This window comes from Limnohabitans sp. INBF002, assembly GCF_027924905.1.
Lineage (GTDB): Bacteria > Pseudomonadota > Gammaproteobacteria > Burkholderiales > Burkholderiaceae_C > Limnohabitans.
In genome coordinates, this window is sequence record NZ_AP027055.1 from 1103632 (window position 1) to 1115754 (window position 12123).

A 12123-nucleotide genomic window follows, 5' to 3' on the forward strand; every position below is an offset into this window, starting at 1 on the left:
AGCGTTTAGGATTGAACGACAGGTCTTTTGATTGAATCGTGATTAGGAGAAATATCCATGCACCGTCGTCATTGTTTTGCGCTGTCTCTTTTTGCCATCGCTGGTTCAGCCTTTGCGCAAGGTTTTCCAAACAAGGCAATTCAATTGCAAGTGCCCTTCGCCCCGGGCGGTACCACGGACATCATTGCCCGCACCATTGCCGACCCTTTGGGTAAAGCGCTTGGCCAAACCGTGGTGGTGGTCAACAAAGCCGGTGGGGGTGGCGTGGTCGGTGCGAATGAAACCGCCAAAGCGGCACCAGACGGTTATTCGCTGGGCATGGCCACCGTGTCCACAACCGCGGCCAATCCCGCCATCAACGCCAAGATCCCCTACAACCCGCTCACAGATTTTTCGCCCATCATCAACGTGGCGGCAACGCCCAACATCATTGCGGTGCATCCAAGCTTCCCGGCCACAGATTACAAAGGTTTTGTGGCCGAGGTGAAACGTTCGCCTGGCAAGTATTCGTATTCATCTTCAGGCACAGGCGGTATTGGCCACTTGCAGATGGAGCTGTACAAAAACTTGAGCAGCATATTTGTGACGCACATCCCTTATCGGGGTGCAGGCCCTGCTTTGAACGACACAGTGGCCGGTCAAGTGCCGATGATTTTTGATAACTTGCCATCGGCTTTGCCCTTCATCAAAGACAACCGCTTGGTACCCATCGTGGTGGCCGCACCGCAACGTTTGGCCGTGTTGCCCAATGTGCCTACGTTCAAAGAGGTCGGTCTAGAGCCGGTGAACCGCATGGCTTTTTATGGCATCTATGGCCCCAAAGGAATGCCCAAAGACGTTGTGGACAAAATCAACGCAGGGGTGCGTAAAGCGTTGGAAGATCCTGCCGTACGCAAGCGCATTGAAGATACAGGCTCACTCATCGTGGCCAATACGCCAGAGCAATTTGCCGCACAAATCAAAGCTGAGTATGAGGTTTACAAACGTGTGGTGGTCGAACAAAAACTCACCTTGGATTGAGCGCATTGATTGCCATCGAGGCGTCTGCACCAGACGCCAACATTGACATCTTCATTGATGCGCTCTGGTTAGAGCATGGTTTGGCGGCCAACAGCTTGGCCGCCTACCGTCGCGACTTGAATTTGTTGTCTGTCTGGCTTCAAGCCCAAGGTACGCATTTGTTGAATGCGCAAGAGTCAGACTTGCAGCAGTACTTTGCGCACCGCCACGCCGAGACCAAGGCCACCAGCGCCAACCGTCGTTTGACGGTGTTTAAGCGCTTTTACCGCTGGGCTTTGCGAGAGCGTATGTTGGTGGCCGATCCAACGCTCAAATTGCTCACAGCCAAACAGCCCGTGCGTGCGCCCAAAAGCTTGACTGAGGCGCAAGTGGAAAGCTTGCTCAACGCACCTGATGTGTCTACCGGTTTGGGCATGCGTGACCGCGCCATGTTGGAGTTGATTTACGCCAGTGGCTTGCGCGTGAGCGAGTTGGTGGATCTCAAAACTTTGCATGTGAGTCTGAACGATGGCGTGCTGCGCATCATGGGCAAGGGCAGCAAAGAACGCTTGGTACCGTTTGGTGAAGTGGCCCGCGATTGGCTGCAACGTTATTTGAGCGAAGCGCGTCCCGCGTTGTTAGCAGGCCACCAAACCGAAGCTTTGTTTGTGACGGTACGCGGCAAAAACGCAGGCGAGGCCATGACCCGCGCCATGTTTTGGCAGCTCATCAAGCGCTACGCTTTACAAGCGCAAATCCGCATGCCGATTTCACCGCACACCTTGCGCCATGCGTTTGCCACGCATTTGCTCAACCACGGTGCTGATTTACGTGCGGTGCAAATGTTGCTCGGCCATGCCGATATTTCCACCACCACCATTTACACGCACATCGCACGTGAACGTTTGAAGAGCTTGCATGGTGCGCACCATCCGCGTGGTTGACGGCGTATTTATCCGCCTAACAAATAGTCCAGCTCAGCCTCTGTGAAGCCCGCACGTTGACGGGCTTCTGTGTTGAAAGGCGGGCGCAACTTGGGTGCTTCATAGCGTCTGGTTAACTCGCGGTAATGCGCCACGGGGTCTAAACCGCGCTGTTCGCATAACCACCGGTACCAATGGTTGCCAATCGCGACATGACCCACTTCCTCTCGCAAGATGATGTCTAGTAAATCTGCTGTGCGTAGCGCATTGACCGTGTTGGCTTTGCGCAGTTTGGCTTGAATCAAGGGCGTTGCGTCTAGCCCGCGAGCCTCAAGAGTACGGGGCACCAGCGCCATGCGGGCCAGCACGTCGTCCGCTGTTTTTTGACACATGTGCCACATGCCATCGTGGGCATCAAAGTCACCGTAGCGATGGCCCAGGCTTTGCAAGTGGGTGTGCAGCATTTCAAAGTGCTGCGACTCTTCATAAGCCACGCGCAGCCAGTCGGTGTAGTAGGGCTCGGGCATGTGAGGAAAGCGCCAAACCGCATCCAAGGCCAAGTTGATGGCGTTGAATTCGATGTGGCACACCGCATGCAGCAAAGCCGCCAAGCCTTCGGGGGTGAATGGTGTGCGCGTGGGCACATGTTTGGCTGGAATCAGGCGCGGCAGTGCCGGGCGACCGGGCAGCGTCTGGTGTGCTTCTTGGTGGAGCTGTTCATTGGGAGACAGCATGGCATCTTTTTGTGTCGCCCACAGCAGCTGAACCGCTTGAACTTTCTCAAGAGGGTCGCATATACACAGGGCAGTCAAGGCTAAACGGCGCAGGCTCATCCTTACAATTGTAGAAAACCAAAATCACGCAGGAGACTTTCATGGCTGTTTACCAACTCGATGTGCTCACCCCTCAAATTGCTGATTCGGTTTGGGTTGCTGACAACGCCCAAGTCATCGGCGATGTACAGATGGCCCCCGACAGCAGTGTCTGGTTCAGCAGTGTGGTGCGTGGTGACACGGCCACGATCCGAATTGGGGAAGGCACCAACATCCAGGACGGCAGCGTGTTGCATGCGGATGTGGGCATGCCACTGACCCTTGGCAAGCATGTGACTGTGGGCCACATGGTTCAGCTGCACGGTTGCACGGTGGGTGATGAGTCGCTGATTGGGATTGGCGCCATCGTGCTCAACGGCGCGAAAATTGGAAAGAACTGCTTGGTGGGTGCGGGCTCGCTCGTGACCGAAGGCAAAGAGTTTCCAGATGGCTCCATGATTTTGGGCAGTCCAGCGAAGGTGGTGCGTCAGCTCACGCCTGAGCAAATTGAAGGGTTGCGCCGCAGTGCGCAGCACTATGTGAATAACAAAAACCGCTTCAAAACGGGTTTAAAGAAAATTGCTTGATGTCTCAGTTGCATAAATTTTTGTTCGATGGTTTGCCCGTGCGTGGCATGTTGGTGCAGCTCACCGATGTGTGGCAAGAGGTGATCAAGCGCCGTGCAGACAACGTCGAAACAGGGCCGTATGCCGAGCCCGTGCGTCACTTGTTGGGTGAGATGACAGCTGCGGCCGTGTTGATGCAATCGAACATCAAATTCAACGGAGCCTTGGTCATGCAAATTTTTGGCGATGGTCCGCTGAAGTTGGCGGTGGTCGAAGTCAACCCGAACTTGAGCCTGCGCGCCACGGCCAAAGTGGTGGGTGAGTTGGGCGATGCCAGCACCTTGCCTGAGATGGTGAACGTCAACAACGAAGGCCGCTGTGCCATCACCTTAGACCCGCTCAACAAAATGCCAGGTCAACAGCCTTACCAAGGCGTGGTGCCGTTGTTTGACGACCATCGCAAGAAGTTGGATAAATTCAGCGACGTGCTGCAGCACTACATGCTGCAAAGCGAGCAGCTCGACACCACCTTGGTGTTGGCTGCGAATGACACCACCGCCGCGGGTTTGTTGATCCAGCGCTTGCCCATCAAAGGCGAAGGTAACTTGGCCGCGAAGGCGAGCATGGAAGACGAAGACGAAATTGGTCGCAACGAAGACTACAACCGCATCTCCATCTTGGCCTCCAGCTTGACCGCTGATGAGTTGCTGAACTTGGATGCTGAAACCATTTTGCGTCGCCTGTTCTGGGAAGAAAAGCTCGTGCGATTCGAGCCCCTCACGCCCAGCTTTGCCTGCTCGTGCAGTCGCGAACGTGTGAGCAACATGATTCGCAGCTTGGGCACCGAAGAAGTCGAAAGCATCTTGGCTGAACGCGGCGAGGTGGAAGTGGGCTGCGATTTTTGCGGTCAGCAATACCGCTACGACGCGGTAGATGCAGCGCATATTTTTACGGGCCTTGACATTCAGCCGCCCAGCCCCTCATCGCTGCAATAAAGCCCTGTTCAGGGCGTGAGCAAGCCCCTGAACAAGCGGTGTTCGCAGTCACCGTCGCCACAGGTTTCGCAGGGGCCGCGCCAACGTGTAGGCGGCTCGGGGCGTTCCAACTGTTTGGCCCATTGCGGTGCTTGGCGACCAATGCAAAACAAGGCATTTTCTAAACGTTGCTCGCCTGTGCCGTACACCACCTGATAGGGCAAATTGCCTTGTGCCAGCAAGTGTCTGATTTTTTGGTCCACGGGTTCGCGCACATGCGCACCCACGCGTTGCAGTCCATCGCTGACCCACGCCAGATCTAGCCCTGTGAGCAAGGTGATATCAAACACAGCTTGGTGTTGCAACGCGAGTGCATCAAGGCTGTGGTCGTTGAAAATCATTTGGCTGTACACCGCGGTCATGAGTGGCGTGGTATCTGCAATCACCACCGCATGCGCAGGCGCTGCCAGTACGTGGGCCATTTGCGTTTCAGCGATGTGCTGTTGTTCTTCAAACTCAGGTGTGCGGTTGTGGGTGTCGCACCATTCACGCAGGTATTCGTCTACGCGATGCACAGTTAAACCAGCGGCACGCAAGTGTGTGGTCAATGCCAAGGCCAGTTGCGACTTGCCTGTGCTTTCTGCGCCGAGCAACGCAATCTTCATGCGGGGTCTGCCTTGGTCCGCGAGGCCCAGGTGCGCCATCCCACCGCGCTCAAGGCGATGAACACCACATAGAGCAGGGTGGTGAGCCACAAGGCTTTCCATGCAAACAGCCCTGCGGCCACGATATTGACGATGATCCAAACGGCCCAGTTTTCCAAGCGCTTGTGCGCCAGCAAATACTGGCCGACCAAACTGAAGGCGGTGGGGAACGCATCCCACCAAGGTACATCGGTGTCGGTGAAGTTCAGCAGCACGCCACCTGTGGCGAGCCAAAGCAGGGTGCCCATCCAGACCAATGTGACGCGTTGACGTGAGGGCATGCGCGTGATGGGCAAGGGCTCGCCGTCCACGCCACGCAACCAGACCGACCAGCCCCACATGGCCAGCACCGCAAAAAACACTTGCAGCAACGCGTCGCCATACAAGCGCTGGGTCCAAAACAAAAAGAAATACAGGACCGAGCTGATGGCTGCCAAGGGCCAGCCCCAATGCAGCTCGACGATGTTGCACAGAATCATCGCGAAAGCCAGCAGCACAGCGATGAGTTCAAGCCAAGAAGTGTCGAGGCCCCAAAGGCTGAATGCGGTGGAGAAAAGGAATTCGGTCACTTCGCAATTTGCACGAAGACTTCGTTGGGTTTGACCATGCCAATTTCCGAGCGTGCGCGCTCTTCGACCATTTCCAGACCGTCTTTGAGGTCGTGGAGTTCGGCGCCGAGCCGGTCATTGGCCAACTGCGCTGCAACGTTTTGTTGCTTTTGGTCTTTCAAGGTCTGACGTAGACGCATCACGTCAGGGATGCTGCCGCGACCAAACCACAGCTGGCCCTGCAGCACAAGCAGCAGGGCAATCAGCACAAGGTGGAGTGGACGCAGCATCACCAGCGATTAACGCAGGTTGTAGAAGGCAGAACGGCCTGGGTACACCGCCACGTCACCCAAGTCTTCTTCGATGCGCAAGAGTTGGTTGTACTTGGCCATGCGGTCAGAGCGGCTCATGGAACCGGTTTTGATTTGACCGGCGTTCAAGCCCACGGCGATGTCCGCAATGGTGCTGTCTTCGGTTTCGCCAGACCGGTGGCTGATCACGGCGGTGTAGCCCGCGCGCTTGGCCATCTCAATCGCTTCGAAGGTTTCGGTCAAGGTACCGATTTGGTTGATCTTGATGAGGATCGAATTGGCGATGCCTTTGTCGATGCCTTCTTTGAAGATTTTGGTGTTGGTCACGAACAAGTCGTCGCCCACGATTTGCACTTTCTTGGCCAAGCGGTCGGTCAACACTTTCCAGCCGTCCCAGTCGTTTTCAGCCATGCCGTCTTCGATGCTGATGATGGGGTACTTGTCGCACCAAGTGGCGAGCATGTCGGTCCATTGTTGGGCCGTCAATTGCAAGCCTTCGCCAGACAAGTGGTACTTACCGTCTTTGTAGAACTCGCTCGCAGCGCAGTCCAAACCGATGGCGATTTGTTCGCCGGCGGTGTAGCCCGCAGCGGCAATCGCGTCCAAGATCATTTGGATGGCAGCTTCGTGGCTGGTGACGTTGGGGGCAAAGCCACCTTCGTCGCCCACGGCAATGCTCATGCCTTTGTCGTGGATGATTTTCTTCAAGGCGTGGAACACTTCAGCGCCGTAACGCACGGCTTCGCGGAAGGTGGGGGCGCCCACGGGGATGATCATGAACTCTTGCAAGTCCAAGTTGTTGTTGGCGTGTGCGCCACCGTTGATGACGTTCATCATGGGCACGGGCAATTGGTTGCCGTTCATGCCACCGAAGTAACGGTACAAAGGCAAGCCAGACTCTTCCGCGGCAGCGCGGGCCACAGCCATAGACACGGCCAACATCGCGTTCGCACCCAAGCGGCTCTTGTTTTCAGTGCCGTCGAGGTCGATCAAAGTCTTGTCGAGGAAGGCTTGCTCAGAAGCGTCCAAGCCCAAAATGGCTTCAGAGATTTCGGTGTTGATGTGCTCAACCGCTTTCAACACGCCTTTGCCGAGGTAGCGGCTCTTGTCGCCGTCGCGCAACTCGATGGCTTCGCGGCTGCCGGTGGATGCGCCTGATGGCACAGCGGCACGGCCCATGGTGCCGGACTCCAACAACACATCACATTCCACGGTGGGGTTGCCGCGGCTGTCCAAGATTTCACGGGCGACGATGTCGACGATAGCGCTCATTTGTGTTTTCCTATTTCAAGTTTTAAAAATCGTTTCAGGTTGTGTGCGGTGCACTCAAGCCTCAAAGTTGTTTTCTAAGAAGGGGTGTTTTTTGGTCACGGCATCGAGCTCGACCAAGGTTTCTAGCAAGGCTTTCATCTTGCTCAAGGGCACGGCATTCGGGCCATCAGACCAAGCCTCTGAGGGGCAAGGGTGGGTTTCCATGAACAGGCCAGCCACGCCAGCGGCCACGCCTGCACGGGCCAACACAGGCACCATCTCACGAGCGCCGCCACTGACCGTGCCTTGACCGCCGGGCTTTTGCACAGAGTGGGTCACGTCAAACACCACAGGGGCGCCAGACTTGCGCATCTCAGCCAAGCTGGTCATGTCGGCCACGAGGTTGTTGTAGCCAAAGCTCACGCCGCGTTCGCAGGCCAAGAAGTTGTCTTCGGGCAGGCCCGCTTCGCGTGCGGCGTCACGGGCTTTGTCGATGACGTTTTTCATGTCCCAAGGGGCCAAGAACTGGCCCTTCTTGATGTTCACAGGCTTGCCCGATTGCGCCACAGCACGGATGAAGTCGGTTTGGCGGCACAGGAAGGCTGGGGTTTGCAACACGTCGACCATGCTGGCCACGGTTTTGACTTGCGATTCGTCATGCACATCGGTGAGGATGGGCAGGTGCAGTTGGCGACGCACTTCGTCAAGAATCTTCAAACCTGCGTCCATGCCCACGCCGCGCTTGGTGCTGCCGGACGAGCGGTTGGCTTTGTCGAACGAACCTTTGTAGATCAAAGGAATGCCCAAGCCAGAGCAGATTTCTTTGAGTTGACCTGCGACCTCAATGGACATTTCCAAGCCTTCGATCGAGCAGGTGCCTGCGATCAAAAAGAAAGGTTGGTTGAGGCCAACGTCGAATCCGCAAAGTTTCATGGCTTGTCCCGTTTCTAAAGAGGTTTAGGCCTTCGCCTTGTGATCCAGCGCCGCCTTGACGAAGGCGTTGAACAACGGGTGGCCATCCCATGGGGTCGATTTGAACTCGGGGTGGAATTGCACGCCCATGTACCAAGGGTGCACGGTTTGTGGCAACTCGACGATTTCGGTGAGTTGCTCGCGCTGTGTCAGCGCTGAAATCACCAAGCCTGCTTTGCGCAGCGCGTCGAGGTAGTTCACGTTGGCTTCGTAGCGGTGGCGGTGACGCTCGGTCACCACGTCGCCGTAAATCTTGTGGGCCAAGGTGCCAGGCGCCACGTCTGAGCTTTGTGCGCCCAAGCGCATGGTGCCGCCCAGGTTGGAGTTGGCTGTGCGGGTTTGGATGCTGCCGTCCGCGTCTTTCCACTCGTTGATGAGGGCGATGACGGGGTTGGGACCGTCTGGCACAAACTCGGTGCTGTTGGCGTCTTTCAGGCCTGCCATGTGGCGGGCGTATTCGATGGTCGCCACTTGCATGCCGAGGCAGATGCCGAGGTAAGGCACTTTGTTTTCACGGGCGAATTGGGCCGAAGAAATTTTGCCTTCCACGCCGCGAATGCCAAAGCCGCCTGGCACAAGAATAGCGTCGAACTTACCGAGGTCTTTGACGTTTTCGGGTGTGATGAATTCAGAGTCCACGTACTCGATCTTCACGCGTGCATGGTTCTTCATGCCCGCATGGCGCAGCGCTTCGTTGAGGGACTTGTAGCTGTCGGACAGATCGACGTACTTGCCCACCATCGCGATGGTGACTTCTTCTTTGGGGTTGGCCACTTCGTGGACCAAGTCGTCCCAACGTTGCAAGTTGGCAGGTTGTGCGTTGATGCGCAGTTTGTCGCACACCAAGTTGTCCAGTCCTTGTTCGTGCAACATGCGTGGCACTTTGTAGATGGTGTCGACGTCCCACATCGAGATCACACCCGACTCATGCACGTTGGAGAAGAGGCTGATTTTTTGGCGTTCTTCTTCCGGAATGGGGCGGTCCGCACGGCACAGCAAGGCGTCGGCTTGGATGCCGATTTCGCGCAGCTTTTGGGCTGTGTGTTGGGTGGGTTTGGTTTTGAGTTCACCCGCTGCAGCAATCCAAGGCACGTAGCTCAGATGCACAAACGCGGTGTTGTGGGCGCCCATCTTCAGGCTCATTTGACGAGCGGCTTCCAAAAACGGCAGGGACTCGATGTCACCCACAGTGCCACCGATTTCAACGATGGCCACATCCACGGCTTCTGGTGTGTCATAGGCTGCGCCGCGTTTGACGAACTCTTGAATTTCGTTGGTGATGTGCGGGATGACTTGCACCGTTTTGCCCAGATAGTCGCCGCGGCGCTCTTTGTCGAGCACGCTTTGGTAAATCTGGCCTGTGGTGAAGTTGTTGGCCTTTTTCATGCGCGTCGTGATGAAGCGCTCGTAGTGGCCCAAATCGAGGTCGGTTTCAGCACCGTCTTCGGTGACGAACACCTCGCCATGCTGCAGAGGCGACATGGTGCCTGGGTCTACGTTGATGTAGGGGTCCAGCTTGATGAGGGTGACTTTGAGGCCGCGCGACTCAAGGAGGGCGGCGAGTGAGGCGGCTGCAATTCCCTTGCCTAGGGAAGAAACAACACCGCCGGTGACGAATACAAATTGGGTCATGCCAGATCGGGAGATGGTCTCCCGGTAGGTGGAAATCGAAATTATAGGCGCTCTGCTACATTGCGAGCCATGTCTGATCTGTCAAATAAGCACATTGTTTTGGGTTTGAGTGGTGGCATCGCTTGCTACAAAGCGGCGGAGTTGTGCCGTGCCTTGGTCAAAGCCGGCGCCACGGTGCAAGTGGTCATGACGGAGGCGGCTGCCCAGTTCATCACCCCTGTCACGCTGCAAGCCTTGTCGAATCGCGCGGTGTACGTTTCGCAATGGGATGCGCGTGAGCCCAACAACATGGCGCACATCAACCTGAGCCGCGAGGCCGACGCCATTGTGGTGGCCCCCGCCAGCGCCGATTTCATGGCCAAGCTTTTGCACGGTCGTGCGGACGATTTGCTGAGTCTCATGTGCTTGGCGCGCCCGATTGAAAGCGTGCCTTTGATTTTGGCCCCCGCGATGAATCGTGAAATGTGGCAACACCCCGCCACCCAGCGCAACATGGCGCAGCTCACCGCGGACGGTGCGCATGTGCTGGACGTGGGGCAGGGCGAACAAGCCTGCGGCGAAACCGGTGATGGCCGCATGTTGGAGCCTGAAGAAATCTTGGAAGACCTCATTGCGTTCTTCCAACCCAAAGTCTTAGCTGGGCAGCATGTGCTGGTCACGGCGGGCCCGACGTATGAGGCGATGGACCCCGTGCGCGGCATCACCAATTTATCCAGCGGCAAGATGGGCTTTTCGATTGCCCGTGCGGCCCGCGAAGCGGGTGCCGAGGTGACCTTGGTGGCTGGCCCTGTGCACCTGCCCACACCGCGCGGTGTGCAGCGTGTGGATGTGCGTTCGGCGTTGGACATGCAAGCCGCAGTGGCCAAACACATAGATGCCGCCTCTGTCTTTGTTGCGACGGCAGCCGTCGCCGATTGGCGTGTGGCCGATGTGGCTGGACAAAAAATCAAAAAAGACGGCTCAGGCCAGTTGCCCCAGTTGAGCTTTGTCGAAAACCCAGACATCTTGGCCGGCGTGGCGCAGTCTGCCCGTGCCAAAAGTGGTGCTTTGTATTGCGTGGGCTTTGCAGCGGAAAGCCATGATTTGCTCAAACACGCCACCGCCAAACGCGAGCGCAAAGGTGTGCCGCTGTTGGTGGGCAACATTGGTCCCGCGACGTTTGGCTTGGACGACAACGCCTTGCTGTTGGTCGATGCACAAGGCCACCAAGAACTGCCACATGCCAGCAAACTCATGCTGGCGCGTCAATTGGTGGGCGAGATTGCGCGTCGTTTGAAAACCGCTTGATTTCGCCAAACGACCCAAACAAACGCCGCAAAGACTTCTCTTTAAATTTTCAACATCTATCCATTTCATCTGATTAAAAATGAAACTCGACGTCAAAATTCTCGATCCCCGCATGGCCGACCAACTGCCGCAATACGCCACGCCTGGTAGCGCTGGCTTGGACTTGCGTGCATGTTTGGATGCGCCCATCACGCTAGAGCCCAACGCTTGGCAATTGGTGCCCACGGGCATCGCCATCCACTTGGCCGACCCAGCCTACGCCGCGCTCATCTTGCCGCGCTCAGGCCTGGGTCATAAGCACGGCATCGTGTTGGGCAACCTCGTGGGTTTGATTGACAGCGATTACCAAGGGCAGCTGATGGTCAGCGCTTGGAACCGCAGCGATGTGGCGTTCACCTTGGAGCCTATGGAGCGTTTGGCCCAGTTGGTCATCGTGCCTGTGGTGCAAGCCCAGTTCAATGTGGTGAACGAATTTGCTGGGCCGACCGAGCGCGGTGAGGGCGGTTACGGCTCGACCGGTAAGAAGTAAAACGCTTCACGCGCGAAGCTAAGACCCATCAAAAAAGCAGCCCGCGGGCTGCTTTTTTGATGTGCGGAGATAGATCTCAGTGCAGCAAATCGTTACCAGGCGCTTGAGCTTCAATCTTGAAAAAGCCTGTACCCAAAGTGCCGCGCTCTTGCTCTTCTTGCGTGGCTTCGCGCACCGATTGCACATCAAGGTGAATGCGAATCGCAATACCTGCCAGTGGGTGGTTGCCGTCTAACACCACATGTTCGGGGTAGAGCTCGGTCACGGTGTAGAGCAAGTCTTGCGGTGCGTCTGGGTTGCAGCCAGCAGGTAGCGCGTGGCCTTCGACGGTGTGGCCTTCTTCCAACTCTTTGGGAAAGCTTGAGCGCGCCTCTAAAAATACCAAGTTTTCGTCGTAGTCGCCAAAGGCTTCTTCGGGTTCGAGTTGCAAGTCGAGGTGGTCGCCCACGCTGTGGCCTTGCAGAGCCTCTTCAATCTTGGCCAGCAAGTCATCGCCGCCCACCAAAAATTCAACGGGGCTGTCCAATTCGTCCAGCACCTCGCCCAAAGTGTCTTTCAAGGTCCAAGTTAAGCCGACCACGCAGTGTTGAGTAATTTCCATAAGGCAAAATTGTC

At 56.5% G+C, this 12123-nt stretch carries 14 protein-coding genes; 6 read left to right on the plus strand and 8 right to left on the minus strand.

The features are described 5' to 3' along the window. Nucleotides 1–57 precede the first annotated feature (57 nt). Nucleotides 58–1020 carry a tripartite tricarboxylate transporter substrate binding protein BugE gene (locus QMG15_RS05610; protein ID WP_281789888.1) on the plus strand — a complete coding sequence of 321 codons (963 nt, stop codon included), beginning with the start codon at nucleotides 58–60 and terminating at the stop codon, nucleotides 1018–1020. Then, a complete protein-coding gene (gene xerD / locus QMG15_RS05615) occupies nucleotides 1017–1943 on the plus strand; it encodes a site-specific tyrosine recombinase XerD (RefSeq protein WP_281789889.1) in 927 nt (308 codons plus the stop codon). Before QMG15_RS05610 ends, xerD begins: the two co-directional genes overlap by 4 nt. 8 nt (nucleotides 1944–1951) lie before the next feature. On the opposite strand, the gene QMG15_RS05620 is transcribed toward xerD, so the two are convergent. Continuing rightward, the gene (locus tag QMG15_RS05620; protein WP_281789890.1) at nucleotides 1952–2755 is read right to left on the minus strand and encodes a ferritin-like domain-containing protein; all 804 of its coding nucleotides are present in this window, start codon (nucleotides 2753–2755) and stop codon (nucleotides 1952–1954) included. Nucleotides 2756–2796: 41 nt separating this feature from the next. Here QMG15_RS05620 and QMG15_RS05625 point away from each other — a divergent pair, with 41 nt between their 5' ends. Both QMG15_RS05625 and QMG15_RS05630 read left to right on the plus strand, forming a co-directional pair. Further along, nucleotides 2797–3321: a gamma carbonic anhydrase family protein gene (locus tag QMG15_RS05625; RefSeq protein ID WP_281789891.1), complete on the plus strand. Its 525-nt coding sequence runs from the start codon at nucleotides 2797–2799 to the stop codon at nucleotides 3319–3321. Beyond that, on the plus strand, nucleotides 3321–4295 hold the full coding sequence (locus QMG15_RS05630; protein ID WP_281789892.1) for an Hsp33 family molecular chaperone HslO: 975 nt from the start codon (nucleotides 3321–3323) through the stop codon (nucleotides 4293–4295). Before QMG15_RS05625 ends, QMG15_RS05630 begins: the two co-directional genes overlap by 1 nt. Before the next feature lie 8 nt (nucleotides 4296–4303). Here the strand turns inward: QMG15_RS05630 and QMG15_RS05635 are convergent, their stop codons facing one another. From QMG15_RS05635 to QMG15_RS05660, 6 genes are read right to left on the minus strand one after another with little or no spacing between them, the layout of a single operon-like run. Then, entirely contained in the window at nucleotides 4304–4939 is a 636-nt protein-coding gene (locus tag QMG15_RS05635; protein ID WP_281789893.1) for an ATP-binding protein, read from the minus strand. Next, a complete protein-coding gene (gene pnuC / locus QMG15_RS05640; protein WP_281789894.1) occupies nucleotides 4936–5547 on the minus strand; it encodes a nicotinamide riboside transporter PnuC in 612 nt (203 codons plus the stop codon). The genes QMG15_RS05635 and pnuC overlap by 4 nt, the downstream gene beginning before the upstream one ends. Then, nucleotides 5544–5816 (minus strand): cell division protein FtsB, encoded by a 273-nt coding sequence (gene ftsB, locus QMG15_RS05645; RefSeq protein ID WP_108360078.1) that lies wholly within the window; start codon nucleotides 5814–5816, stop codon nucleotides 5544–5546. The genes pnuC and ftsB overlap by 4 nt, the downstream gene beginning before the upstream one ends. Nucleotides 5817–5825: 9 nt before the next feature. Continuing rightward, nucleotides 5826–7109 (minus strand): phosphopyruvate hydratase, encoded by a 1284-nt coding sequence (gene eno / locus QMG15_RS05650; protein ID WP_281789895.1) that lies wholly within the window; start codon nucleotides 7107–7109, stop codon nucleotides 5826–5828. 54 nt (nucleotides 7110–7163) lie between these two features. Then, the gene (gene kdsA, locus QMG15_RS05655) at nucleotides 7164–8021 is read right to left on the minus strand and encodes a 3-deoxy-8-phosphooctulonate synthase (protein ID WP_281789896.1); all 858 of its coding nucleotides are present in this window, start codon (nucleotides 8019–8021) and stop codon (nucleotides 7164–7166) included. Between the two features lie 24 nt (nucleotides 8022–8045). Beyond that, nucleotides 8046–9692 (minus strand): CTP synthase, encoded by a 1647-nt coding sequence (locus QMG15_RS05660; RefSeq protein ID WP_281789897.1) that lies wholly within the window; start codon nucleotides 9690–9692, stop codon nucleotides 8046–8048. Between the two features lie 69 nt (nucleotides 9693–9761). Here QMG15_RS05660 and coaBC point away from each other — a divergent pair, with 69 nt between their 5' ends. Both coaBC and dut read left to right on the plus strand, forming a co-directional pair. Next, on the plus strand, nucleotides 9762–10979 hold the full coding sequence (gene coaBC, locus QMG15_RS05665; protein ID WP_281789898.1) for a bifunctional phosphopantothenoylcysteine decarboxylase/phosphopantothenate--cysteine ligase CoaBC: 1218 nt from the start codon (nucleotides 9762–9764) through the stop codon (nucleotides 10977–10979). Nucleotides 10980–11058: 79 nt separating this feature from the next. Then, complete coding sequence (gene dut, locus QMG15_RS05670) at nucleotides 11059–11508, plus strand: dUTP diphosphatase (RefSeq protein ID WP_281789899.1); 450 nt, start codon at nucleotides 11059–11061, stop codon at nucleotides 11506–11508. Between the two features lie 76 nt (nucleotides 11509–11584). Here dut and QMG15_RS05675 read toward each other — a convergent pair whose 3' ends face one another. Continuing rightward, nucleotides 11585–12109 carry an FKBP-type peptidyl-prolyl cis-trans isomerase gene (locus QMG15_RS05675; protein ID WP_108402656.1) on the minus strand — a complete coding sequence of 175 codons (525 nt, stop codon included), beginning with the start codon at nucleotides 12107–12109 and terminating at the stop codon, nucleotides 11585–11587. Nucleotides 12110–12123: the final 14 nt, after the last annotated feature.

What these genes read in the sequence shown, in the direction of transcription:
- QMG15_RS05610 (WP_281789888.1), top strand. Translation starts at nt 58, where the DNA reads ATGCACCGTCGTCATTGTTTTGCGCTGTCTCTTTTTGCCATCGCTGGT.
- QMG15_RS05620 (WP_281789890.1), bottom strand. Translation starts at nt 2,755, where the DNA reads ATGAGCCTGCGCCGTTTAGCCTTGACTGCCCTGTGTATATGCGACCCT.
- QMG15_RS05625 (WP_281789891.1), top strand. Translation starts at nt 2,797, where the DNA reads ATGGCTGTTTACCAACTCGATGTGCTCACCCCTCAAATTGCTGATTCG.
- QMG15_RS05630 (WP_281789892.1), top strand. Translation starts at nt 3,321, where the DNA reads ATGTCTCAGTTGCATAAATTTTTGTTCGATGGTTTGCCCGTGCGTGGC.
- QMG15_RS05635 (WP_281789893.1), bottom strand. Translation starts at nt 4,939, where the DNA reads ATGAAGATTGCGTTGCTCGGCGCAGAAAGCACAGGCAAGTCGCAACTG.
- ftsB (WP_108360078.1), bottom strand. Translation starts at nt 5,816, where the DNA reads ATGCTGCGTCCACTCCACCTTGTGCTGATTGCCCTGCTGCTTGTGCTG.
- eno (WP_281789895.1), bottom strand. Translation starts at nt 7,109, where the DNA reads ATGAGCGCTATCGTCGACATCGTCGCCCGTGAAATCTTGGACAGCCGC.
- kdsA (WP_281789896.1), bottom strand. Translation starts at nt 8,021, where the DNA reads ATGAAACTTTGCGGATTCGACGTTGGCCTCAACCAACCTTTCTTTTTG.
- QMG15_RS05660 (WP_281789897.1), bottom strand. Translation starts at nt 9,692, where the DNA reads ATGACCCAATTTGTATTCGTCACCGGCGGTGTTGTTTCTTCCCTAGGC.
- coaBC (WP_281789898.1), top strand. Translation starts at nt 9,762, where the DNA reads ATGTCTGATCTGTCAAATAAGCACATTGTTTTGGGTTTGAGTGGTGGC.
- dut (WP_281789899.1), top strand. Translation starts at nt 11,059, where the DNA reads ATGAAACTCGACGTCAAAATTCTCGATCCCCGCATGGCCGACCAACTG.
- QMG15_RS05675 (WP_108402656.1), bottom strand. Translation starts at nt 12,109, where the DNA reads ATGGAAATTACTCAACACTGCGTGGTCGGCTTAACTTGGACCTTGAAA.